Genomic DNA, 23862 nt, shown 5'->3' on the forward strand with positions numbered 1-23862 from the left:
AGGTGGTGCTACTTCTCGACGCGGACTTCCTTACGGACGTCGGAGGCGATCTTGGCCGACTCGTCCAGCGTGTACGTCTTGGACCCGGCGGTCGGCTCGACCACGCCCATGGTGCTGTAGTCCGCCCAGATACACATGAAGGTCGTCTGGGTCTTCTGTGTGACGGCGTTCTTGCTCTCCGCCTGCTGGCACTTCATCACGGCACCCTCGAAGCCGTCGGGCGTGACCGACTCGGCGTCGCCTATCAGCTTGACGCCGTCGCCCGGATCCTTCTTCATCTGCGCGAAGGTGGTGTCGAGCGCCTTCTCCGGATCCTTCACCTCGCCGTAGACGCCGAAGTACGTGAAGTTCTCGGCGGTCTGGGTCTTCGCCACGTCAGCGGGGTTCTCGGGGTCGAGGGACGTCAGGTCGAGCGTCGAGTAAACGGCGCCGATCGCCGTGGCATTGGTGACTCCGGCCTTCGCCAGGTCCTTCGCGTCGCTGGAGCTCGCCTCCTCCTCAGCCGACTTGCCCTGGCGCTTGTACTTGTCGGACAGCACGGACGAGGGCGCCGTCAGCTTGTGCGGCCCGTCGTCCGCCAGACCGGACCCGCCCCCGCCGCCGAACACGAAGTAGGCGCCCACCCCGATAGCCACGACCACCGCGACCGCGCCGATGATGAGCCCCGTCTTCTTCTTGCCGCCCGCCGGCGCCGGCGGCTGCGGCATTCCGTACGGAGCGCCCGGAGGCTGCTGGCCGTAGGGAGGCTGCTGCGCGTACGGGTTCGGCTGGCCGTAGGGGTTTGGCTGCTGCGGGACTCCCTGCGGAGCCTGCTGCGGATAGCCGTAGCCGGGCCCCGGGGCCTGCGGCTGCTGGCCGTAGCCGGGCTGGGGTGCCTGCGGCGGCTGGCCGTAGGGGCCCGGCTGGCCGTACGGGCCGGGCTGCTGAGGCTGACCGCCGTACGGGCCCGGCTGGTTGTAGCTCATCGAGGTCTCAGTCCCCCTCTGTTGTTTATGCGTCCCTGACATCCTTGCCGAAGCCGTGGCGGGCCGGGGCGGCAGGGGCCGCACCGTTACGAAACCTTCCGGTTTCAGGACGCCTCCGTGACACCTCTAAACTGAGCCCGTGACCGAGAACACTCAGCAGCAGCAACCAGCGACCACCACCGAACTGCCGACCCAGTACGCGCCGGCCGAGGTAGAGGGGAAGCTGTACGAGCGCTGGGTAGAGCGCGGCTACTTCGAGGCCGACGAGAAGAGCGACAAACCGCCGTACACCATCGTCATCCCGCCGCCGAACGTCACCGGCAGCCTGCACCTCGGGCACGCGTTCGAGCACACGCTCATCGACGCCCTCACGCGCCGCAAGCGCATGCAGGGCTACGAGACGCTGTGGCAGCCCGGCATGGACCACGCCGGCATCGCCACGCAGAACGTGGTCGAGCGCGAGCTCGGCAAGGAGGGCAAGTCCCGGCACGACCTGGGCCGTGAGGCGTTCGTCGAGCGCGTCTGGCAGTGGAAGGCCGAGTCCGGCGGGCAGATCTCCGGTCAGATGCGCCGCCTCGGCGACGGTGTCGCCTGGTCACGTGAGCGTTTCACCATGGACGAGGGCCTGTCCCAGGCCGTCCAGACGATCTTCAAGAAGCTCTACGACGACGAGCTGATCTACCGCGCCGAGCGCATCATCAATTGGTGCCCGCGCTGTCTGACGGCCATCTCGGACATCGAGGTGGAGTACCAGGAGGACGACGGCGAGCTCGTGTCGATCAAGTACGGGGAGGGTGACGAGACCGTCGTCGTCGCCACGACCCGTGCGGAGACGATGCTGGGTGACACCGCGGTCGCCGTGCACCCGGACGACGAGCGGTACAAGCACCTCGTCGGGAAGACCATCAAGCTGCCGCTGACCGAGCGGTCCATTCCCGTCGTGGCCGACGAGCACGTCGACCCGGAGTTCGGCACCGGCGCCGTCAAGGTGACACCCGCCCACGACCCGAACGACTTCGAGATCGGGCAGCGCCACAACCTGCCGTCGATCTCCATGATGGACGAGCACGCGGTCATCACCGCACATGGCCCCTTCCAGGGCCTGGACCGTCTCGAGGCCCGCAGCGCCATCGTCGCGGCCCTGCGCGCCGAGGGCCGGATCGTCGCCGAGAAGCGCCCGTACGTCCACTCCGTGGGCCACTGCTCGCGTTGCAAGACCACCATCGAGCCGCGTCTTTCCATGCAGTGGTGGGTCAAGGTCGGCCCGCTCGCGAAGGCCGCCGGTGACGCCGTCCGCGACGGCAAGGTCAAGATCCACCCGCAGGAGATGGAGAAGCGGTACTTCGACTGGGTCGACAACCTCCACGACTGGTGCATCTCGCGTCAGCTGTGGTGGGGCCACCGGATCCCGGTCTGGTACGGGCCGAATGGTGAAGTCGTCTGCGTCGGGCCTGACGAGGAGGCGCCGAGCGGCGAGGGCTGGCACCAGGACACGGACGTCCTCGACACCTGGTTCTCCTCCGGCCTGTGGCCGTTCTCCACGCTCGGCTGGCCCGAGCAGACCGAGAGCCTTGCGAAGTTCTATCCGAACTCCGTGCTGGTCACGGGCTACGACATCCTCTTCTTCTGGGTCGCCCGGATGATGATGTTCGGCCTGTACGCGATGGACGGCACCCCGCCGTTCCACACCATCGCCCTGCATGGCATGGTCCGCGACCAGTTCGGCAAGAAGATGTCGAAGTCCTTCGGCAACGCGGTCAACCCGCTGGACTGGATGGACAAGTACGGCTCGGACGCACTGAGGTTCACGCTCACCCGTGGCGCCAACCCCGGCGTCGACGTGCCGATCGGCGAGGACTGGGTCCAGGGCTCCCGCAACTTCGCCAACAAGATCTGGAACGCCACCCGCTTCGCGCTGATGAACGGCGCGACGGTCGAGGGCGACCTGCCGCCCGCCGAGCAGCTGTCCTCCACCGACCGGTGGATCCTGTCGCGGCTCAACGCGGTCGTCGCCGAGGTCGACGCGTACTACGAGGACTACCAGTTCGCCAAGCTGTCCGAGGCGCTCTTCCACTTCGCGTGGGACGAGGTCTTCGACTGGTACGTCGAGCTGTCCAAGACGACGTTCCAGGCGGGCGGCCGGGCCGCTGAGGTCTCCAAGCGGGTCCTCGGCGAGGTGCTCGATGTCACGCTGAAGCTCCTCCACCCGGTCGTTCCGTTCGTGACCGAGACGCTGTGGACCACCCTCACGGGTGGCGAGTCCGTCGTGATCGCCGAGTGGCCTACCGACTCCGGCTTCCGCGACGCCGCCGCGGAGAAGGAGATCGAGACCCTTCAGCAGGTCATCACGGAGGTCCGCCGGTTCCGCGCCGACCAGGGCCTGCAGCCCGGCCAGCGGGTGCCGGCCCGGCTCACGCTCGACGGCACGGACCTGGCGCCGCACGAGGCCGCCATCCGGCAGCTGCTGCGGCTGCAGCCGGAGGGCGAGGGGTTCTCCGCGACGGCGACGCTGCCGGTCGCGGGGGCCGAGGTCGCGCTCGACCTCTCCGGTGTGATCGATGTCGCTGCTGAGCGGAAGCGGCTTGCGAAGGATCTTGCGGCTGCGGAGAAGGAGAAGGCGCAGGCTACGGCGAAGCTGGGGAACGAGGCGTTTCTGGCCAAGGCGCCGGAGCCGGTGGTGGAGAAGATCCGCGTTCGCCTTGCCAAGGCGGACGAGGACATCGCGCGGATCACCCGGCAGATCGAGGGGCTTCCGGGGGCCTGAGGGCGCCTGCGGCGGGCCATTCCCCCACCCCGCCCCTTCCCGAAACTGGGGCTCCGCCCCAGACCCCGGTCCTCAAAGGCCGGACGGGCTGAAAATTCAGCCCGTCCGGCCTTTGCCGCCTGGCTACGGGAAGGGGCGGGGTGGGGGACAAAGCACCCTCGCCGCACCCCTCCGTAGACTGGACCCCGTGAGCGACCTCCCCCCGCACGACAGCCTGCCCGACGACAGCGAGCCCGACCCCCTGGCACAGTTCGAGGACATCATCGAGGCCGAAACCGACCGCGATCCCGACCTCGCCGTGATCGAGGCCGGCAGCCGCACCCTGCGTACCCAGGCGGGGCCGCCGGAGGGGGCCGACCAGGTGCCGGCCCGCCCGACCGACCCCGAGGTCGACAAGGCGCTGCGCGAGGTCGAGGCGGAGCTCGCAACGCGCTGGGGCGAGACGAAGCTGGAGCCGTCGGTCGGCCGGATCTCGGCGCTGATGGATGTGCTGGGCGAGCCCCAGCGCTCGTACCCGTCGGTGCACATCACCGGCACGAACGGCAAGACGTCCACGGCCCGCATGATCGAGGCGCTGCTCGGCGCCTTCGAGCTGCGCACCGGGCGGTACACGTCGCCGCACGTGCAGTCGATCACCGAGCGGATCAGCCTGGACGGCGCGCCGATCGACGCGGAGCGGTTCGTCGAGACGTACCGGGACATCCAGCCGTACGTCGAGATGGTGGACGCGCAGCAGGAGTTCCGGCTGTCGTTCTTCGAGGTGCTCACGGGCATGGCGTACGCGGCCTTCGCGGACGCGCCCGTGGATGTCGCCGTCGTCGAGGTCGGCATGGGCGGCAGCTGGGACGCGACGAACGTGATCGACGCGGACGTCGCCGTGGTCACGCCGATCGATCTGGACCACACGGACCGGCTCGGCGAAACGCACGCCGAGATCGCCGGCGAGAAGGCCGGGATCGTGAAGCAGGGCGCGACCGTGATCCTCGCCCAGCAGCCGGTCGACGCGGCCCAAGTGCTGCTCAAGAAGGCCGTGGAGGTGGACGCCACCGTTGCCCGTGAGGGGCTCGAGTTCGGTGTCGTCTCGCGCCAGGTCGCGGTCGGCGGGCAGCTGCTGACGCTGCGCGGGCTCGGCGGTGAGTACACCGACGTGTTCCTGCCGCTGCACGGCCAGTACCAGGCGCACAACGCCGCGGTGGCGCTCGCCGCCGTGGAGGCGTTCTTCGGCGTCGGTGCGCAGCGGGCCGAGTCGCTCGACATCGATGTGGTCCGCAAGGCGTTCGCCTCGGTGGCCTCGCCGGGCCGGATGGAGGTCGTACGCCGCTCGCCGACCGTCGTCCTGGACGCGGCGCACAATCCGGCGGGCGCTCGCGCCACCGCCGAGGGGATCCGCGAGGCCTTCGACTTCAGCCGGCTGATCGGTGTCGTCGGCGCGAGCGGCGACAAGAACGTCCGCGGCCTGCTCGAGGCCTTCGAACCGATCTTCACCGAGGTCGTGATCACGCAGAACTCCAGCCACCGTGCGATGGACGCGGACGAGCTGGCCGCGATCGCCGTCGAGGTCTTCGGCGAGGACCGGGTGCAGGTCGAGCCGCGCCTGGACGACGCGCTGGAGGCCGCCGTCACGCTGGCCGAGGAGGAGGGCGAGTACGCGGGTGGCGGCGTTCTCGTCACCGGTTCCGTCATCACCGTCGGCGAGGCCCGACTGCTTCTGGGGAAGGGCTGAACTGCTGTGCGTACGCTCTGTGCTTCGACTCTGATCGGCGAGTTCTTCGTGATCGGATTCGCCGGGCTCGTCGCCATGAAGGACCCGGATCTGGCGATGGGGACGGTGTGGACGGTCTCCGGCATCGCGATGGTGCTGTCCGTGCTGCTCTGCGGGATGATCACCCGGCCCGGCGGGGTGCAGTTGGGCTGGGCCCTGCAGATCGGGCTGATCGCGAGCGGTTTCATCGTCCCGGTCATGTTCTTCCTCGGCGCCGTGTTCGCCGTCCTGTGGTGGTGCTCGGTGCACTTCGGCCGCAAGATCGACGAGGCCAAGGCCCGCTTCGCGGCACAGAGCGCGGCGGCGCAGGCCCAGCCGGGGCCTGACGCTGCATAGCTGCACAACAGGCGCTCAGACGGGCCCTGTAGCCTCGGACAACCCCCGCACACCCAAGCGACCTCGAAGGAGCCGCACACCATGTCCCAGCGCACCCTCGTCCTGCTCAAGCCCGACGCCGTCCGGCGCGGCCTGATCGGCGAGATCATCGGCCGTATTGAGCGCAAGGCCGGCTGGCAGATCACCGCGCTGGAGCTGCGGGCGCTCGACCAGGACACCCTGGAGCAGCACTACGGCGAGCACCAGGGCAAGCCGTTCTACGAGCCGCTGGTCGCCTTCATGTCCTCCGGCCCGGTCGTCGCCCTGGTCGTCGAGGGCGAGCGGGTCATCGAGGGCGTCCGGCAGCTGGCCGGCCCGACCGACCCGATCGCCGCCGCCCCCGGCTCCATCCGCGGCGACTTCGGCACGATCACCCGGGAGAACCTGATCCACGCCTCGGACTCCGGGGAGTCCGCCGAGCGCGAGCTGAAGATCTTCTTCCCCGGGCGTGTCTGACATTCACCGGCGCGTACGCGGGCGGCTCGGCCGCCGTGCCCGATTCTTCTGACACACTGTCAAAAGTCTGGGTGCCTGACCGGGGACGGCTGGGAATTCCCCGCCGTCCCTTGGCATATGCGCCCCGATCGGGGGAACCCGTGCCTCCGTTGGTACGTCTCCAGAAGCGAGGCGACACAGCATCTGCTGACATTGGCGGAGACCATCGCGCCGTGTCCGCGGGGGCGAGACTACGATGGAAGCCTTCACACCACAGCAGCACCCACCTCGCCTGCCTAACAAGCCATCAACGCTCGATTTAGGAAGGCCAGACGCATCCTCATGGGGAACAACATGTCGTTCATCGGCCGTGACATGGCTGTCGACCTCGGGACCGCCAACACGCTGGTGTACGTCAGGGGCCGGGGGATCGTTCTCAACGAGCCGTCCGTCGTCGCGATCAACACCAACACCGGTGGCATCCTCGCGGTCGGCGCCGAGGCGAAGAAGATGATCGGCCGGACGCCGGGCAACATCGTCGCGGTGCGACCGCTCAAGGACGGCGTCATCGCGGACTTCGAGATCACCGAGCGGATGCTCCGGTACTTCATCCTGAAGATCCACAAGCGGCGCTATCTCGCCCGTCCGCGTGTCGTCGTGTGCGTGCCCTCCGGGATCACCGGTGTCGAGCGCCGTGCGGTGATCGAGGCGTCCTCGCAGGCCGGTGCGCGCCAGGTGCACATCATCGAGGAGCCGATGGCCGCAGCCATCGGCTCCGGTCTCCCCGTCCACGAGGCCACCGGCAACATGGTCGTGGACATCGGCGGCGGCACCACCGAGGTCGCGGTCATCTCCCTCGGGGGCATCGTCACGGCGCAGTCGATCCGCGTCGCCGGCGACGAGCTGGACAACGCGATCATCCAGCACATCAAGAAGGAGTACTCGCTCCTGCTGGGCGAGCGCAGCGCGGAACAGATCAAGATCACGATCGGCTCCGCGTACGAACTCGAGGACGACGAGCACACCGAGATCCGCGGCCGCGACCTGGTCTCCGGCCTGCCCAAGACCGTGGTCATCTCCGCGGCCGAGGTCCGCAAGGCCATCGAGGAACCGGTCAACGCGATCGTGGACGCGGTCAAGACCACCCTCGACAAGTGCCCGCCGGAGCTGTCCGGCGACATCATGGACCGCGGCATCGTCCTCACCGGCGGCGGCGCCCTGCTGCGCGGCCTCGACGAGCGGCTGCGCCGCGAGACCGGCATGCCGATCCACATCGCCGAGGACCCGCTGGACAGCGTGGCGCTCGGATCCGGCAAGTGCGTCGAGGAGTTCGAGGCGCTCCAGCAGGTGCTGGACGCGCAGCCGCGCAGATGACACGCGCGTGCGGTGCCACGCGGCGCGCGTGTCCGCAGCGACACGCGCGCTTCGTCCGCCGTACGGGGCCCACATAAGGGACGACACGCGCGCTTCATCCGCCGTACGGAGCGCACGTGCTCTCCCGTGCCGCGGATCGTTGATATAGAGGCAAGAGCGACAAGGATTTCCGACGAGGAAGGCACGGCCGCCGCACGTGAGGGACTCCCGAGAGAGCCGACTGCTCCTGGTGCTGCTGATCGCCATCGCGTTCGCGTTGATCACGGTGGACATCCGCGGCGGCGAGGACTCCCCGGTCGACGGTGCACGCCAGGCCGCCGCCACGGTCTTCGGCCCGGTGGAGAACGGCGTGTCGTCCGCCGTCAACCCGCTCGGCAACGCGATCGCCGCGGTCCGCGACTCCGGCAACCGGCACGACCGCATCGCCGGGCTCGAGCGTGAGAACGCCGAGCTCAAGACGAAACTGGGCAGTAACGACCGCAACCGCAGCCAGGTGCGGCAGCTCGACAAGATGCTGAAGACCGCGGGCGCCGGGCAGTACGGCATCAAGGGCGCCGAAGTCATCGCGATCGGCGCCTCGCAGGGCTTCTCCTGGACCGTCACCATCGACGCCGGCGCCGACGACGGCATCAAGCGCGACATGACCGTCATCAACGGCGACGGACTCGTCGGCCGCGTCACCACCGTCGGCCCCAGCACCTCCACCGTGCTGCTCGCCAACGACCCCGACTTCACGGTCGGTACGCGCATGGAGAAGACCGACGAGCTCGGCTTCGCCTCCGGCCAGGGTGACCGCCCGCTGCGCGTCCAGCTGCTCAACGGCAAGGCCAAGGTGAAGACGGGCGACCGCCTGGTCACCTTCGGCTCGCAGGCCGACAAGCCGTTCGTGCCCGGCGTCCCGGTCGGCGTGGTCTCGCGCGTCGACCCCTCCGGCGGCGACCTGACCCGCACCGTCTACGTCAAGCCGTTCGTCGGCTTCACCAAGCTCGACATCGTCGGCGTCGTCGTCGTGGCACCCCGCAAGGACCCACGCGACACCGTCCTGCCGCCCGAACCGAAGCCGACGCCCACACCGACCGTGACGGTCACGGTGACCCCGTCCGCGGAGGCGACCGCCGGCGCGGCCGTCGAGCGAGAGCAGTAGGAGCTGAGTCCCATGCGCTTCAACCGGATCCTGCTCTCCACCACGCTGGTGGTCGTGGCCCTGGTGATCCAGGTGAGCATCCTCGCGCGCCTGCAACTGCCCGGCGCCGTACCGGACCTGATGCTGCTCACCGTGCTTGCCTTCGCCCTCGTCTACGGCCATGTCGGCGGCGCCCTCATCGGCTTCGGCGCAGGCCTCCTCGCCGACCTGGCGCCGCCCGCCGACCATGCCGCCGGCCGCTACGCCCTCGTGCTGTGCGTCATCGGCTACCTCGCGGGCCTCGTCAAACCGGACAACGGGCAGCTCAAGTCGGCCACCGCCCCCATGGTCGTCGTGGTCGCCGCCGCCATCGGCTCGACCCTGCTGTACGCGGGCGTGGGCGCCCTCGTCGGCGACACCGCCGCCCGCCATGTCGGCCTGGCCGGGCTGCTGTTCACCGCCGCGCTCTACGACCTGCTGCTGGCACCGTTCGTCGTCCCCGCGATCATGGCCCTGGCCAGACGGGCGGAGAACGATCCGCTCGCCGAGACCGGCGCCGCCGGCGCGGCGGGCGGCGCCTCCTCCGGTTGGTTCGCCTCCGGCACCGGGCTGAGCATCGGCTCCCCGCGGGGCGGGCTGCGCGGCAGGTCTGCGAAGGCACGGGTGGCGCGCGCAGGACGCATCAAGGGGGTCAAGCGGCTGTGACGAACATTCCGGAGACCGGCCGGACCCCGCGGGTGCAGATCCGGCTCGTCATCATGCAGATCCTCGTCCTCTCACTCCTCCTCACCCTCGGCGGCCGCCTCTGGTACCTCCAGATCCGCAACGGCGAGGAGTACGCCAAGGAGGCCTCCGGCAACCACGTGCAGCAGGTCGTCCAGCCCGCCGTACGCGGCTCGATCCTCGACGCCCGCGGTGTGCCGCTCGCCGACAACGAGACGCGGCTCGTGGTCTCCGCCTCGCGCACCGACCTGATGAAGATGAAGGACGACGGCAAGGCGGTACTGGCCAAGCTCGCCGGCGTCCTTGGCATGAAGCCCAAGGACGTCATGGACAAGGTCCGGCTGTGCAACGCCGACACACCCCAGCCCTGCTGGAACGGCTCGCCGTACCAGCCCATCCCCATCACCGACGAGGCAACGCCCCGCCAGGCCCTGCAGATCCGGGAGCGCTCCGAGGACTTCCCCGGCATCACCGCCGAACCCACCGCCGTCCGCCGCTACCCGAGCCCCGGTGCGGCCAACACCGCGCAGGTGCTCGGCTATCTCTCGCCCGTCACCGACGAGGAGATCGAGAAGGCCAAGGACTCCGACTCGCCGTATCTCCGCTCCGACCAGGTCGGCCGCTCGGGCCTGGAGCGCGAGTACGACAAGGAGCTGCGCGGCAAGGCGGGCGTCACCCGGTACGAGGTCGACAACCTCGGGCGCGTCATCGGCCAGGCCAAGCCCGACGAGGCCGAGCCCGGCGCGAACCTCGTCACGAGCATCGACGCACGCGTGCAGCGCGTCGCCGAGTACGAGCTCAACGAGGCGATGAAGGAGGCCCGCAAGCAGTTCGACGACAACACCAACGAGAACTACAAGGCCGACTCCGGCGCCGTCGTCGTCATGGAGGCCAAGACCGGCCGCGTCGTCGCCATGGCATCCAACCCGTCCTACGACCCCAACGCCTGGGTCGGCGGCATCTCCGGCAAGGACTACGCCAGGCTCACCGGCAAGGACTCCAACTACCCGCTGCTCAACCGCGCGATCCAGGGCCAGGCGGCACCCGGCTCGATCTTCAAGGTCGTCCCGACCGCCGCGGCGGTCAAGGCGGGCTACCCGTTCGACGGGCACTACGACTGCTCCAGTTCGTACTCGATCGGCGGCCAGGTCTTCAAGAACTTCGAGTCCCAGAGCTACGGCCCCATCAGCCTCGGCAGGGCGCTGGAGGTCTCCTGCGACACCGTCTTCTACCGGCTCTCGCACCAGGAGTGGCTGAAGGACGGCGGCATGAAGCCGAAGAAGGGCGCCAACGACTGGTTCTACAAGACCGCCCACCAGTTCGGTCTCGGCGCGGAGACCGGCATCGACCTCCCCAACGAGGTCACCGGCCGCATCCCCGACCGCCAGTGGAAGAAGGACTACTGGGAGGCCAACAAGGACGCCTGGTGCAAGTCGGGCAAGAAGGACGGCACCTACGCCGAGAAGATCGCGTACGAGAACTGCCTCGAAGGCAACAGACTGCGCGCCGGTGACTCCGTCAACTACGCCATCGGCCAGGGCGACACGCTCGTCACGCCGATCCAGATGGCCACGATCTACGCGGCCATCTCCAACGGCGGCACGCTCTACGACCCGACCGTCGGCAAGGCGGTCATCAGCCCCGACGGCAAGAGCATCCAGGAGATCAAGCCCAAGTCGCACGGCAAGCTGCCGATGACGAAGAAGACCCGCGACGAGATAGACCAAGCCCTCGCGGGAGTCGCCACCCGCGGTACGGCCGCCTGGCGTTTCGGTGGCTGGCCGCAGGACAAGATCCCGATGCACGCCAAGACGGGTACGGCCGAGGTCTACGGCAAGCAGACGACCTCGTGGTTCGCCACGTACACCAAGGACTACACGGTCGTCATGACGATCTCCCAGGGTGGTACGGGCTCCGGCGCATCGGGCCCCGCCGTGCGCAAGATCTATGACGCCATCTACGGCCTGGACGAGGACGGCAACCAGAACCTGAAGAAGGCCCTGCTGCCCGAGCCGCAGAAGAGCCTGCCGAAGATCGAGGCCGACGGATCGATCGACGCCCCGAAGATCGAGACGTACGACCCGTCCAAGGACGAGCAGGCGAGCGAGGAAGGACAGCCGGCGGGAGACGACCAGCAGTCGCCCGCGGCCACCACGCCATCGCCCGAGCCCAGCAACCGCGACACCCGAAGGCGTTCCGCGCGCCGCCGGGGAACGGGGCGGAGGAGCACATGAGCGGCACCAACGGCTTCTCCGTCTCCGGGTATGGGCCCGAGCGTTCCGCATGGGCGCGCCTGACCGCCCGCGACTCCCTGGTCCGCAGGCTCGACTGGCCGATTCTGCTGTCGGCGCTCGCGCTCTCGCTCATCGGCACCGCGCTCGTCTACTCGGCGACCCGCAACCGCACCGAGCTCAACCAGGGCGACCCGTACTACTTCCTGTTCCGGCACGTCCTGAACACCGGCATCGGGCTCGCCCTGATGGTCGGCACGATCTGGCTGGGCCACCGCACCCTGCGCACCGCCGTGCCGATCCTGTACGGCCTCTCGGTCTTCCTGGTCCTGCTGGTGCTGACCCCGCTCGGCAAGACCATCAACGGCGCCCATGCCTGGATCGTCCTGGGCGGCGGATTCTCGCTCCAGCCCTCCGAGTTCGTGAAGATCACGATCATCCTGGGCATGGCGATGCTGCTCGCGGCCCGGGTCGACGCCGGGGACAAGGAGCACCCCGACCACCGCACCGTCTTCCAGGCCCTCTGCCTCGCCGCCGTCCCGATAATGGTCGTGATGCTCATGCCCGACCTCGGCTCGGTCATGGTGATGGCGGTGATCGTCCTCGGTGTGCTGCTGGCCTCCGGAGCACCCAACCGCTGGGTGTTCGGCCTGCTCGGCGCCGGCGCGGCCGGCGCGATCGCGATCTGGCAGCTGGGCATCCTGGACGAGTATCAGATCAACCGCTTCGCGGCCTTCGCGAACCCGGACCTGGACCCGGCGGGCGTCGGCTACAACACCAACCAGGCGCGCATCGCGATCGGTTCGGGCGGCCTGACCGGCACCGGCCTCTTCCACGGCTCGCAGACCACCGGCCAGTTCGTGCCGGAACAGCAGACGGACTTCGTCTTCACGGTCGCCGGAGAGGAGCTCGGCTTCGTCGGCGCGGGCCTGATCATCGTCCTGCTCGGCGTCGTGCTGTGGCGGGCCTGCCGTATCGCCCGCGAGACGACCGAGCTCTACGGCACGATCGTCGCCGCCGGGATCATCGCCTGGTTCGCCTTCCAGTCCTTCGAGAACATCGGCATGACGCTCGGCATCATGCCGGTGGCCGGCCTGCCGCTGCCCTTCGTGTCTTACGGCGGTTCGTCGATGTTCGCGGTGTGGGTGGCGATCGGGCTTCTGCAGTCGATCAGGGTGCAGCGGCCGATGTCGGCGTGAGTGCGTCATCGTCTGAGTGCGTGAGTAGGCGTGAGTAGTCGCATCTGCGACAGCTTGGGTACTGACCCGGGCCGTGTTCGCGTCTAGATTCAGTTCATGGCGGAGACGAAGCGTGAGATCGAGCGTAAGTACGAAGCCGACGAGAGCGCCCAGCTGCCGGATCTGACCGGTGTCGCCGGGGTATCGACCGTCGTCGACAAGGGTGTCGCCGAACTCGACGCCGTCTACTACGACACCGCGGACGAGCGGCTCGCCTCCGCCGCCATCACCCTGCGCCGCCGCACCGGCGGCGGCGACGCCGGCTGGCATCTGAAGCTCCCCGTCGACAGCGGAGTCCGGGACGAGATCCGGGCACCGCTCTCGGAAACGGTGCCCGGCGCGCTCTCCGGCCTCGTACGCTCGCGGATCCGCGGCGCCGAACTGACTCCCGTCGTCCGGCTGCAGTCCGCGCGCGACGTACGCGACCTCCTCGACTCCGACGGTGCGCTGCTCGCCGAGGTCAGCGTCGACGCCGTACGTGCAGAGCGGCTCGGCGGGGGCGGGGAGGGCGCCACCGCCGCCTGGACCGAGATCGAGGTGGAGCTCGCGGACGGCGGCGACCCGCGCTTCCTCGACAAGGTCGACAAGAAGCTGACCAAGGCGGGGCTGCGGGCGTCGGCGGCGCCCTCGAAGCTCGCCAGAGCGCTGGCGGAGACGGCACCGGGGCGGCCGGCCCCGCCCGCTGTCCAGAGCCCGGAGACCGCGGGCGACCACGTACTCGCCTACATCCGCGCCCAGCGCGACGCCCTCGTCGAGCTCGACCCCGCCGTACGCCGAGACCTCCCCGACTCGGTGCACCAGATGAGGGTCGCCACTCGCCGGATGCGCAGCGCCTTCCGCTCGTACGGCAAGGTCCTGGACCGGGCCGTCACACGCCCCATCGGCGACGAGCTCAAATGGCTGGCCGCCGAGCTCGGCGTGGACCGGGACCAGGAGGTGCTGAACGAGCGGCTGACGGCAGCCCTGCGCGAGCTGCCGCGGGCGCTGCACGCCGGACCGGTCCGCTCCCGCATGCGCACCTGGTCCCACGCCCGGCGCGGCGGCTCCCGGCGCCGGCTGATCGCGGTGCTGGACGGCAAGCGGTACCTCGCGCTCCTGGACACCATCGACGCGCTGCTGGACCGGCCGCCGCTGCTGAAGGCGGCCGGCGGAAAGCCCGCCAAGGTGATCGGCAAGGCCGTGCGGCGCGACTTCAAACGGCTGTCGGCGCTGGTGGAGCGGGCCCTGGACGCACCCCCCGGCGACGACCGCGACGTGGCCATGCACGAGGCCCGCAAGGAGGCCAAACGCACCCGCTACGCCGCGGAGGCCGCGACCCCGGCACTCGGAAGCCCCGCCAAGGACCTGGTCCGCTCCATGAAGTCCCTGCAGGGCCTGCTCGGCGACCACCAGGACAGCGTGATGGCCCGCCTCGCCCTGCGTGACCTGGCGGCCCAGGCGCATGCGGCGGGGGAGAGCACCTTCACGTACGGGGTGCTGTACGGGAGGGAGGAGCAGGCGGCCGCGGGGTACGAGGCGGCGCTGCCGGAGGCGTGGGCGAAGATCGCGCAGGCGGCGCAGGTGTGAGGGGCGGGCGCCGGGCTGCCCGCAGGACGGGCCCCGGGCTCGCCGTACGAGGTGCGTCTCCGGCCGCGTTAGGCTTGATGGTCACCCTCCCCCCAGCCTCCGGCCGGGGGTGCCCCAGTCCAGCTCACGAAAGTCCCCGCGATGTCTGTCGAGTCGGTGTTCCCGCAGCTCGAAGCCCTGCTCCCGCATGTGCAGAAGCCGATCCAGTACGTCGGTGGAGAGCTCAACTCCACTGTCAAGGCCTGGGACGAGTGCGACGTGCGCTGGGCGCTCATGTACCCCGACGCGTACGAGGTCGGGCTGCCCAACCAGGGCGTCATGATCCTCTACGAGGTCCTGAACGAGCGTGAGGGCGTGCTCGCCGAGCGCACCTACAGCGTGTGGCCGGACCTCGAGGAGCTGATGCGTGAGCACGGGGTGCCGCAGTTCACCGTCGACAGCCACCGGCCGGTCAAGGCCTTCGACGTGTTCGGCCTGAGCTTCTCCACCGAGCTCGGGTACACCAACATGTTCGCGGCCCTGGACCTCGCGGGCATCCCGCTCGAGGCCAAGGACCGGACCCTCGACGACCCGATCGTGCTCGCCGGCGGTCACGCCGCCTTCAACCCCGAGCCGATCGCGGACTTCATCGACGCTGCGGTGATCGGCGACGGCGAGCAGGCCGTCCTCGAGATGACTGAGATCATCCGCGCGTGGAAGGCGGAGGGCCGCCCGGGAGGCCGTGAGGAGGTGCTGTTCCGCCTCGCGAAGACCGGCGGGGTGTACGTCCCGGGCTTCTACGACGTGGAGTACCTGCCGGACGGCCGTATCGGCCGCGTCGTACCGAACAAGTCGGGCGTCCCGTGGCGCGTGTCCAAGCACACCGTCATGGACCTCGACGAGTGGCCGTACCCGAAGCAGCCGCTTGTCCCGCTCGCCGAGACCGTCCACGAGCGCATGTCCGTGGAGATCTTCCGCGGCTGCACGCGCGGCTGCCGCTTCTGCCAGGCCGGCATGATCACGCGCCCCGTGCGGGAGCGAAGCATCACCGGCATCGGCGAGATGGTCGACAAGGGCCTGAAGGCGACCGGTTTCGAGGAGGTCGGCCTGCTGTCGCTGTCCTCCGCGGACCACTCGGAGATCGGCGACATCGCCAAGGGCCTCGCCGACCGGTACACGGACGACAAGATCGGCCTCTCCCTCCCCTCCACCCGCGTCGACGCCTTCAACATCGACCTGGCCAACGAACTGACCCGAAACGGCCGCCGCTCCGGTCTGACGTTCGCCCCCGAAGGCGGCTCCGAACGCATCCGCAAGGTCATCAACAAGATGGTCTCGGAGGACGACCTCATCCGGACCGTCGCCACGGCGTACGGCAACGGCTGGCGCCAGGTGAAGCTGTACTTCATGTGCGGCCTGCCCACCGAGACGGACGACGACGTGCTGCAGATCGCCGACATGGCGGCCAACGTCATCGCCAAGGGCCGAGAGGTCTCCAGGTCCAACGACATCCGCTGCACGGTCTCGATCGGCGGCTTCGTGCCCAAGCCGCACACGCCGTTCCAATGGGCGCCGCAGCTCTCCGCCGAGGAGACGGACGCACGCCTGGAGAAGCTCCGCGACAAGATCCGCGGCGACAAGAAGTACGGCCGCTCCATCGGCTTCCGCTACCACGACGGCAAGCCCGGCATCGTCGAAGGCCTGCTCTCGCGCGGCGACCGCCGCGTGGGCGCCGTCATCCGCGCCGTCTACGAGGACGGCGGCCGCTTCGACGGCTGGCGTGAGTTCTTCTCGTACGACCGGTGGATGGCCTGCGCCGAGAAGACGCTGCCCGCCTACGGCGTGGACGTCGACTGGTACACCACCCGCGAGCGTACGTACGAGGAGGTCCTGCCCTGGGACCACCTGGACTCCGGTCTCGACAAGGACTGGCTCTGGGAGGACTGGCAGGATTCGCTCGACGAGACCGAGGTCGAGGACTGCCGCTGGACGCCGTGCTTCGACTGCGGCGTGTGTCCTCAGATGGATACGTCCATCCAAATCGGCCCCACGGGCAAGAAGCTGCTGCCGCTGACCGTGGTCAAGTAGCAGGTGTCCGCCAGGGCCCGGTCGCGGAAATCCGTGGCCGGGCCCTGGCGTGTGTCGGCAGAATGAGGCGATGCCGCAGCTGACGCTTCCCGACGTCCGCTTTCACGCCTCCTTCCTCGCCGCCGTGAAGGAGTTCACCGACGCGGGCATGGACCCGAACAGCCTGCTCGCGCAGGAGATCGAGGAGTACGGGGACAGCTGGCAGGATCCGGCGGTCTTCGCGGTGTACGTGGCGTGGCTGCTCGCTGAGCGGGAACGGCCGCGCAGGGACGACTGGGTTCCGGCGACCACCCTCTGGTACGCGGAGGGCGACACGTACCTCGGTCGCCTCGCCATCCGCCACCGGCTCACGCCGTTCCTGCTGGAGCGAGGGGGCCACATCGGGTACGACGTCCGTCCCGCTGCCCGGCGGCGCGGGCACGCCACCGCGATGCTGCGCCAGGCGCTGCCCGTGTGCCACGGGCTGGGTATCGATCCGGTCCTGGTCACCTGCGACACCACCAACACCGCCTCGCGGAAGGTGATCGAGGCCAACGGCGGGGAGTTCGAGGACGAGCGCGGCGGAAAGCTGCGGTTCTGGATCCGGACGGGGCTCTGAGGCGTCCTCTCGGACATGGACCTCGAGAAGCCGCCGGCCGAACGGCCCCCGCAGACGCCACCCGAAGGATGCCTTGTTGTGGCGGTCCGCCTTCCGGTGCGGATCGTGGTGCTCGTGCTTGTCGTGCCGGTGCGGATGGTGTGGGACGCGCTCGTCGTCGCGGGGCGGTTCCTGAACGACACGGTGCTGCGGCCGGTGGGCAGGGCGCTGCTGTGGCTGGGGCGGGCCCTGTTCGTATGGCCGTGGGTGGCGCTGTGGCGCCACGTCGTCGTGCCCGTGGGCAAGGGGGTCGCCTGGCTCGGGAACGTGCTGCTCGTGGTGCCCGCCGTGTGGTGCTACCAGCGGGTGCTGACGCCGGTCGGGCATGGCATCGCCTGGGTGGTGCGGGGCGTCGGCGCCGGTCTCGCCCGGCTGCTGGGCTGGATCGGCGCCGGTCTGGCCTGGGTGTACGCGCGGCTGCTCACGCCCGTGGGGCACGGGATCACCTGGCTGTTCAGGGGCATCGGGGCCGTGCTCGCGGCCGTCGGAATCGGCGTGTACACGGCCGTGGCGTGGCTGGTGCGGTACTTGATCGTCGTACCGGCCGTGTGGCTGTACCGGTGGGTGCTCGCGCCGGTGGGACGCGGGGTCGCCTGGACCGCCCGGATCGTCGCCACCGGCATCGGCGCCGCCGTGTACTGGACCCTGCGTGTCCTTCTCGTACTGCCCGCTCTCGCCGTCTGGCGATGGGTGCTAGCGCCCCTCGGGCGGGTGCTCGCCGTCGTCGCGCGGGAGGTCGGCGACGCGCTGGTGCACGCGTGGCGCGTCGCCGGGCACGTGTCGCTCGCCGTGGGGCGCTTCCTCGGGCGGCTCTTGCGGATGATCTTCGTGGAGCCGGTGCGCTGGGTGTACCGGAGCGTGCTCACACCGGTCGGGCACGTGGTGCGCGACGCGGTGTGGCGGCCCGCCGCCGAGGCCGCGAAGACCGTGGGCCGCGCGGTCCGGCAGGCCCTGGCCTCCGCACGCGAGTCGGCCCGGCAGGCCCGCGCGGACTTCCGGCGGATGGTCTTCGGAACGCCGCGGGAGCCCGAGCCAGATGCGCTCCCGGATGCGCTCGGCCGAACCCGGCGGGAACCTGTGGCCCGCGAGGCACGTACCCTTGATAGAGGTACGACGGCTCTCACGAAGGAATGAACGACACTGGGCAAGCGACAGCCCGAAGGCCCGCCGCCCGCACCAGCGGTGCAGCGCATCCGACTGTGCTACACCAAGCGCGGCCGCCTCCGGTTCACCAGCCACCGTGACTTCCAGCGCGCCTTCGAGCGTGCGCTGCGCCGCGCCGAGGTGCCCATGGCGTACTCGGCCGGATTCACGCCGCACCCGAAGGTGTCGTACGCCAATGCCGCACCCACCGGCACGGGCAGCGAGGCCGAGTACCTGGAGATCGCGCTCACCGAAGCGTGCGACCCCGACAAACTGCGTGAGCTCCTCGACGAGTCGCTGCCCACCGGGCTCGACATCACCGAGGCGGTGGAGGCCCGCACCTCGGGCCTCGCCGACCGGCTCACCGCCTCCGTATGGGAGCTGCGCCTCGACGGCGTGGCACTCGCCGACGCGGAGCGTGCCGTCGCCGCATTCCAGGCGGCGGACTCCGTCGAGGTCCAGCGCAGAACGAAGAACGGCATGCGCACCTTCGACGCACGTCCGGCGGTCGTGAGCATCGAGGCGCACGACGGCCTCGCCGCCCGCGACGCACGGGCTGATAGGCCGACCGACCAGCCCTGTGCGATACTGCGGCTGGTTGTTCGGCACGTGACGCCTGCCGTACGACCCGACGACGTCCTGTCCGGTCTCCGAGCTGTGGCCGACCTGGCGCCGCCGGTCCCCGCAGCGGTGACCAGGCTGGCGCAGGGGCTTTTCGATGAGGAGACCGGCACGGTGACCGACCCGCTCGCGCCTGACCGCGAGGCAGTCACGGCAGCCCCATCTGTCACACAAGGGGCCACCGGACCTGCCACCGCGACGGCGGCGACGCCGGAAGGTCCCGCGTAAGGACGGACGTCGTAGCGCCGCCCTCGTACTCGGGAGCCACCTGGGTCGGGCAGCGCACCGACCAGAAGACTTTCGCCAGGCCGTACGCAACATGGCATACGGAACCGGCGAGACAGGACACAGAGAGCTCCCGAGCGGCGCTCGCGCCCCGGAGGGCGGCAGCGCGCAGGACGCGCGAGCCGCGGACGTCACCGGACCAGGTGCGGCGCCCGGGAGCCTGACGGGAGAACCGCCCGCATGCTCGAGCCGATCGAACCCAACAAGGGCTCCGAGAACAACAACACCCCGAGCGACACGCTGCCGCCGCGCCGGCGGCGCCGTGCCGCGTCGCGTCCGGCAGGACCGCCCGTGGCGGCCGCCGAGGCCGCTGCGTCGGCCATACCTGCCGAGGCGTCCGCTTCGTCAGCCGTGAACGACACCGATGAGGCCGTCGAGACTGAGCAGGCCGTGGTGGCCGCCGAGGTCGCCGATGCGATCGAGGCCACCGAGGTCGTGGCCGCGGAGGCCGTGACCGAGCCGGAGGAGGCCCCGGCATCCGAGGCCGCCGCCGAGGAGTCCGAGCCTGCCGCCGCCGGGCGTACGCGCCGTCGTGCGACGCGCCGTGCCACCGCGCCCGCAGGGGCGCCCAAGGCGGTCGAGACCGCGGGCGCCGAGGCCGTCGAGACCGTGACGGAGACGCCTGAGCCCGCCGTCGAGCAGGCGCAGGAGCCTGCCGAGGCTGCCGCGTCCGAACCTGCTCAGGTTGTGGCGCCGCGTCGTCGCGGGCGCCGGGCCACTGCGCCTGCGGGAGCACCGAAGGCCCCCGAGCCCACGGAGCCGGCTGAGGTCGCGCAGGCGGTCGTGGGCGGCGAGACCGCCGCTGCCGCTGCCGGTCAGCCGCAGCCGGTGGAGGAGCTGGCCGAGGCCGCCGCGTCCGAACCTGCTCAGGTTGTGGCGCCGCGTCGGCGTGGACGTCGGGCCAGTGCGCCTGCGGGCGCGCCGAAGGCCCCCGAGGCCGGGGAGCCGGCCGAGGTGACGGAGGCAGTCGTGGGCGCCGTGGCTGTCGCCGCCGACCAGCAGGAGAGCGACCGGCCGGAGGCCGAGCAGCAGATCGCGGCCGCCGCGCAGGCGCCCGACGAGGGTGCCGCACCCCGGCGTACGCGCCGTCGCGCCACGCGTCGCGCCACCGCACCCGCTGAGGAAGCCAAGGCCGAGGAGACCGCAGTGCAGGAGACCGCGGCCTCGGCTGCCCAGCAGGCGGCAGCGCCTGAGTCCGTCCGGATCCCGGCCGCTGCCTCCGCTCAGGCCGCCGTCGCCGCGCCCCAGGCGCCCACCGCCGAGCCTGTGCAGATTCCGGCCGCGACCGCGCCGGCTGCCGCCGCGGAGGCGTCGGCCGAGGACGAGGGCGCCGTTTCCCGGCGTACGCGGCGCCGGGTCACCCGCAAGGCTGCCGTTGGCTTCTCCGCGCCCGCTCAGCACAGCGCGGGCAAGGCCGAGGCCGCCGGGGACGAGGCGGAGGGCGCAGCTGCCTCGCGGCGGCCCGCACGCCCCGCCGTCGCCGTCTTCCAGCCGCCCGTGTTCGCCGAGCCGATGTTCCAGACCCCGGAGCGCGCCGCGGCGGCAGCCGCCGCCGAGGCCGCTGAGGAATCCGCCGAGACCGCCGAGGCAGGCGTCGCGGAGGAGCACGAGGGGGACACCGGCCCGCGTCGTCGCCGCCGCCGTCGGGGCGCCGACGAGGCACCCGCTGCCGCCGAGGCCGTCGAGCCCGCCGCGGCAGAGGAGCCGGAGACGGCCGAGGACATCGAGGCCGAGGACATCACCGAGGCCGATGAGGCCGAGGAGACCGGCTCGCGCCGTCGTCGCCGCCGCGGTGGCCGTCGTCGCCGCCGTGGCGAGTCCGCCGAGTCCGAGTCGGGCGAGGCCCTCGACACCGACGAGGTCGCCGCGGAGCAGGCCGAGCAGGACGCCGAGGACACGGCCGAGCAGGTCGAGGAGGACGCCGAGGAGCACGACGAGGAGACCGAGGTCTCCGGTTCCGCCGGTACCCGCCGTCGCCGCCGTCGTCGCCGCCGTGCCGGTGATGCGCCGGTCGACACGGAGCCGGGCGAGGGCGACCCCGAGCGTACGGTCGTCAAGGTCCGCGAGCCGCGCAAGGAGAAGCCCGTCTCGGACGAGGTGCAGTCCATCAAGGGCTCGACCCGTCTGGAGGCCAAGAAGCAGCGCCGCCGCGAGGGCCGCGAGCAGGGCCGCCGCCGCGTCCCGATCATCACCGAGGCCGAGTTCCTGGCGCGCCGCGAGGCCGTCGAGCGCGTGATGGTCGTCCGGCAGAACGGCGACCGCACCCAGATCGGCGTCCTCGAGGACAACGTGCTCGTCGAGCACTACGTCAACAAGGAGCAGTCGACGTCGTACGTCGGCAACGTGTACCTGGGCAAGGTGCAGAACGTGCTGCCGTCGATGGAGGCCGCCTTCATCGACATCGGCAAGGGCCGTAACGCCGTCCTGTACGCCGGTGAGGTCAACTTCGAGGCGCTGGGCATGGCCAACGGCCCACGGCGCATCGAGTCGGCCCTGAAGTCCGGCCAGTCGGTCCTCGTGCAGGTCACCAAGGACCCGATCGGTCACAAGGGCGCCCGGCTCACCAGCCAGGTCTCGCTGCCCGGCCGCTACCTGGTCTACGTCCCCGAGGGGTCGATGACCGGCATCAGCCGCAAGCTGCCCGACACCGAGCGCGCGCGCCTGAAGACCATCCTCAAGAAGATCGTCCCCGAGGACGCGGGCGTCATCGTGCGCACCGCCGCCGAGGGCGCGAGCGAGGACGAGCTGCGCCGCGACGTGGAGCGGCTGCAGGCGCAGTGGGAGGACATCCAGAAGAAGTCGAAGAACGGCAACGCCCCGACGCTGCTGTACGGCGAGCCGGACATGACCGTCCGCGTCGTCCGCGACATCTTCAACGAGGACTTCTCCAAGGTCATCGTCAGCGGTGACGAGGCGTGGGAGACGATCCACGGCTACGTCTCGCACGTCGCGCCCGACCTGGCCGACCGGCTGCAGAGGTGGACCTCCGAGGTCGACGCCTTCGCGACGTACCGGATCGACGAGCAGCTGATGAAGGCGCTGGACCGCAAGGTCTGGCTGCCCAGCGGTGGCTCGCTGGTGATCGACAAGACCGAAGCGATGGTCGTGATCGACGTCAACACCGGCAAGTTCACCGGCCAGGGCGGCAACCTCGAGGAGACCGTGACGAGGAACAACCTCGAAGCGGCCGAGGAGATCGTGCGCCAGCTGCGCCTGCGCGACCTGGGCGGCATCGTCGTCATCGACTTCATCGACATGGTGCTGGAGTCCAACCGGGACCTCGTGCTGCGGCGTCTGCTCGAGTGCCTGGGCCGGGACCGTACGAAGCACCAGGTCGCCGAGGTGACCTCGCTGGGCCTCGTCCAGATGACCCGCAAGCGGGTCGGCCAGGGCCTGCTGGAGTCGTTCTCCGAGACCTGCGTCCACTGCAACGGGCGCGGCGTCATCGTGCACATGGAGCAGCCGTCCGTCGCCGGTAACGGCGGCAAGCGCAAGAAGCGCGGCCGCGGCGGCGCCGAGCAGGTGTCCGAGGCCGCGGCGGAGACCGCCGTGGTGGAGGCCGCCGTCGTGACGGAGCCGGAGGCCGAGGCGGAGACCGAGGCCGAGGTGGCCGCCGAGGCCGCGGCACCGGTGGCACTGCCCTCGCCTGGCTTCGCGCCGGACGAGGAGCTGTACAGCAGCGCCGCCGAGGCGGAGGCCGCCGCCACCCGGGGTCGCTCGCGCCGCCGCGCGACCCGGCGGGCGTCGGCTCCGGCCGGCTCGCCCACCAGGGTGGAGACGCGGGCTCCGGAGGCGCCTGCGGCGGAGGCCGAGGCTCCGCAGGCTCCGGCTGCTTCCGTTGCGGAGGAGCAGGCCGTCGCCCCGTCCGAGGCGGTGGCTCCGGCGGCCGTTCAGGAGGAGGCCGCGCCCAAGGGCCGTACGCGTCGCCGGGCAACCCGTAAGGCGACGGCTCCGGCCGGTTCGCCGAAGGGCGCGGACATCAGCGAGGTGACTGTCCCGGAGGCGGCAGAGGCCAAGGCCCCGGAGGCCGTCGAGCCGCAGGCCGAGCACGTGTCCGAGCCGGTGGCCGAGGCCGTGGCTCCGGCAGCCCCGGCCCGTCCGCGGCGCCGTGCGGTCCGCAAGGAGACCGCGCCGACCGCGCCCGAGGAGGCGGCCGTCGTGGTCGTGCCGTCGGCCGCGGAGCCGGGGTCGGCGGGCGAGCAGCCCGAGGCGGCCCCGGGCGATGTTGCCGCCGAGGAGGCCGCTCCGGCCGCCGCCAAGAAGACGGCGCGCAAGACGGCCAAGAAGGCGACCGCGAAGAAGGCCGCCACGAAGAAGACGGCGGCCAAGAAGACGGCCGCCAAGAAGGCCACGGTGAAGAAGGCGGCGACCGCCAAGTCCGCGGTCAAGAAGACCGCGGCGGCGGAGCAGCAGACGCCGTCCACCGTCACGGCCTCGGCCGACGAGGCCTGAGCGTTGGTCTGACGCCCCCTGCGCAGCGTTGTCGCTGCGCAGGGGGCGTCGGGCTGCCCACCCGGGCACTGTCTGCCTGAAGGGCACCCCGCGTCGTGGGT

At 70.6% G+C, this 23862-nt stretch carries 16 protein-coding genes; 15 read left to right on the forward strand and 1 reads right to left on the reverse strand.

Going from position 1 to position 23862, the window contains the following annotated elements:
• Positions 1–8: 8 nt before the first annotated feature.
• The gene (locus ABT009_RS27555; protein WP_351300396.1) at positions 9–965 is read right to left on the reverse strand and encodes a hypothetical protein; all 957 of its coding nucleotides are present in this window, start codon (positions 963–965) and stop codon (positions 9–11) included.
• A 139-nt stretch (positions 966–1104) separates the two neighbouring features.
• On the opposite strand from ABT009_RS27555, the gene ABT009_RS27560 reads away from it, so the two are divergent.
• From ABT009_RS27560 to ABT009_RS27630, 15 genes are all read left to right on the forward strand, one after another.
• Positions 1105–3729: a valine--tRNA ligase gene (locus tag ABT009_RS27560; protein WP_351300399.1), complete on the forward strand. Its 2625-nt coding sequence runs from the start codon at positions 1105–1107 to the stop codon at positions 3727–3729.
• Positions 3730–3916: 187 nt separating this feature from the next.
• On the forward strand, positions 3917–5452 hold the full coding sequence (gene folC, locus ABT009_RS27565; RefSeq protein ID WP_351300402.1) for a bifunctional tetrahydrofolate synthase/dihydrofolate synthase: 1536 nt from the start codon (positions 3917–3919) through the stop codon (positions 5450–5452).
• A gap of 6 nt (positions 5453–5458) precedes the next feature.
• Positions 5459–5827 (forward strand): DUF4233 domain-containing protein, encoded by a 369-nt coding sequence (locus ABT009_RS27570; protein ID WP_351300405.1) that lies wholly within the window; start codon positions 5459–5461, stop codon positions 5825–5827.
• 81 nt (positions 5828–5908) lie between these two features.
• The gene (gene ndk, locus ABT009_RS27575; protein ID WP_351300408.1) at positions 5909–6322 is read left to right on the forward strand and encodes a nucleoside-diphosphate kinase; all 414 of its coding nucleotides are present in this window, start codon (positions 5909–5911) and stop codon (positions 6320–6322) included.
• A 333-nt stretch (positions 6323–6655) separates the two neighbouring features.
• Positions 6656–7675: a rod shape-determining protein gene (locus tag ABT009_RS27580; protein ID WP_067272106.1), complete on the forward strand. Its 1020-nt coding sequence runs from the start codon at positions 6656–6658 to the stop codon at positions 7673–7675.
• 196 nt (positions 7676–7871) lie between these two features.
• Positions 7872–8819 carry a rod shape-determining protein MreC gene (mreC, locus tag ABT009_RS27585; RefSeq protein WP_351300411.1) on the forward strand — a complete coding sequence of 316 codons (948 nt, stop codon included), beginning with the start codon at positions 7872–7874 and terminating at the stop codon, positions 8817–8819.
• A gap of 12 nt (positions 8820–8831) precedes the next feature.
• Positions 8832–9503 carry a rod shape-determining protein MreD gene (gene mreD, locus ABT009_RS27590; RefSeq protein WP_351300414.1) on the forward strand — a complete coding sequence of 224 codons (672 nt, stop codon included), beginning with the start codon at positions 8832–8834 and terminating at the stop codon, positions 9501–9503.
• A complete protein-coding gene (gene mrdA, locus ABT009_RS27595) occupies positions 9500–11755 on the forward strand; it encodes a penicillin-binding protein 2 (RefSeq protein WP_351300417.1) in 2256 nt (751 codons plus the stop codon). Before mreD ends, mrdA begins: the two co-directional genes overlap by 4 nt.
• The gene (rodA, locus tag ABT009_RS27600; RefSeq protein WP_351300419.1) at positions 11752–12951 is read left to right on the forward strand and encodes a rod shape-determining protein RodA; all 1200 of its coding nucleotides are present in this window, start codon (positions 11752–11754) and stop codon (positions 12949–12951) included. Before mrdA ends, rodA begins: the two co-directional genes overlap by 4 nt.
• 96 nt (positions 12952–13047) lie before the next feature.
• Positions 13048–14556 (forward strand): CYTH and CHAD domain-containing protein, encoded by a 1509-nt coding sequence (locus tag ABT009_RS27605; RefSeq protein WP_351300422.1) that lies wholly within the window; start codon positions 13048–13050, stop codon positions 14554–14556.
• Positions 14557–14697: 141 nt separating this feature from the next.
• On the forward strand, positions 14698–16623 hold the full coding sequence (locus ABT009_RS27610; RefSeq protein ID WP_351300424.1) for a TIGR03960 family B12-binding radical SAM protein: 1926 nt from the start codon (positions 14698–14700) through the stop codon (positions 16621–16623).
• Between the two features lie 70 nt (positions 16624–16693).
• Positions 16694–17221 carry a GNAT family N-acetyltransferase gene (locus ABT009_RS27615; RefSeq protein ID WP_351300427.1) on the forward strand — a complete coding sequence of 176 codons (528 nt, stop codon included), beginning with the start codon at positions 16694–16696 and terminating at the stop codon, positions 17219–17221.
• Between the two features lie 15 nt (positions 17222–17236).
• Positions 17237–18394, forward strand: coding sequence for a hypothetical protein (locus ABT009_RS27620; RefSeq protein ID WP_351300429.1), 1158 nt, complete (start codon positions 17237–17239; stop codon positions 18392–18394).
• Positions 18395–18442: 48 nt separating this feature from the next.
• A complete protein-coding gene (locus ABT009_RS27625) occupies positions 18443–19252 on the forward strand; it encodes a TIGR03936 family radical SAM-associated protein (protein ID WP_351300432.1) in 810 nt (269 codons plus the stop codon).
• Positions 19253–19489: 237 nt separating this feature from the next.
• Positions 19490–23761, forward strand: a complete 4272-nt coding sequence (locus ABT009_RS27630; RefSeq protein WP_351300435.1) for an Rne/Rng family ribonuclease — start codon at positions 19490–19492, stop codon at positions 23759–23761.
• The last annotated feature ends 101 nt before the right edge of the window (positions 23762–23862 follow it).

The sequence above is a fragment of the Streptomyces sp. NPDC002896 genome (assembly GCF_040295225.1).
In the GTDB taxonomy this organism is placed as follows: Bacteria; Actinomycetota; Actinomycetes; order Streptomycetales; family Streptomycetaceae; genus Streptomyces.

Excerpts from the sequence above, each read along its gene's own strand:
- ABT009_RS27555 (WP_351300396.1), bottom strand. The coding sequence starts at position 965 with ATGAGCTACAACCAGCCGGGCCCGTACGGCGGTCAGCCTCAGCAGCCC.
- ndk (WP_351300408.1), top strand. The coding sequence starts at position 5,909 with ATGTCCCAGCGCACCCTCGTCCTGCTCAAGCCCGACGCCGTCCGGCGC.
- ABT009_RS27580 (WP_067272106.1), top strand. The coding sequence starts at position 6,656 with ATGTCGTTCATCGGCCGTGACATGGCTGTCGACCTCGGGACCGCCAAC.
- mreD (WP_351300414.1), top strand. The coding sequence starts at position 8,832 with ATGCGCTTCAACCGGATCCTGCTCTCCACCACGCTGGTGGTCGTGGCC.
- rodA (WP_351300419.1), top strand. The coding sequence starts at position 11,752 with ATGAGCGGCACCAACGGCTTCTCCGTCTCCGGGTATGGGCCCGAGCGT.
- ABT009_RS27605 (WP_351300422.1), top strand. The coding sequence starts at position 13,048 with ATGGCGGAGACGAAGCGTGAGATCGAGCGTAAGTACGAAGCCGACGAG.
- ABT009_RS27610 (WP_351300424.1), top strand. The coding sequence starts at position 14,698 with ATGTCTGTCGAGTCGGTGTTCCCGCAGCTCGAAGCCCTGCTCCCGCAT.
- ABT009_RS27615 (WP_351300427.1), top strand. The coding sequence starts at position 16,694 with ATGCCGCAGCTGACGCTTCCCGACGTCCGCTTTCACGCCTCCTTCCTC.
- ABT009_RS27620 (WP_351300429.1), top strand. The coding sequence starts at position 17,237 with ATGGACCTCGAGAAGCCGCCGGCCGAACGGCCCCCGCAGACGCCACCC.
- ABT009_RS27630 (WP_351300435.1), top strand. The coding sequence starts at position 19,490 with ATGCTCGAGCCGATCGAACCCAACAAGGGCTCCGAGAACAACAACACC.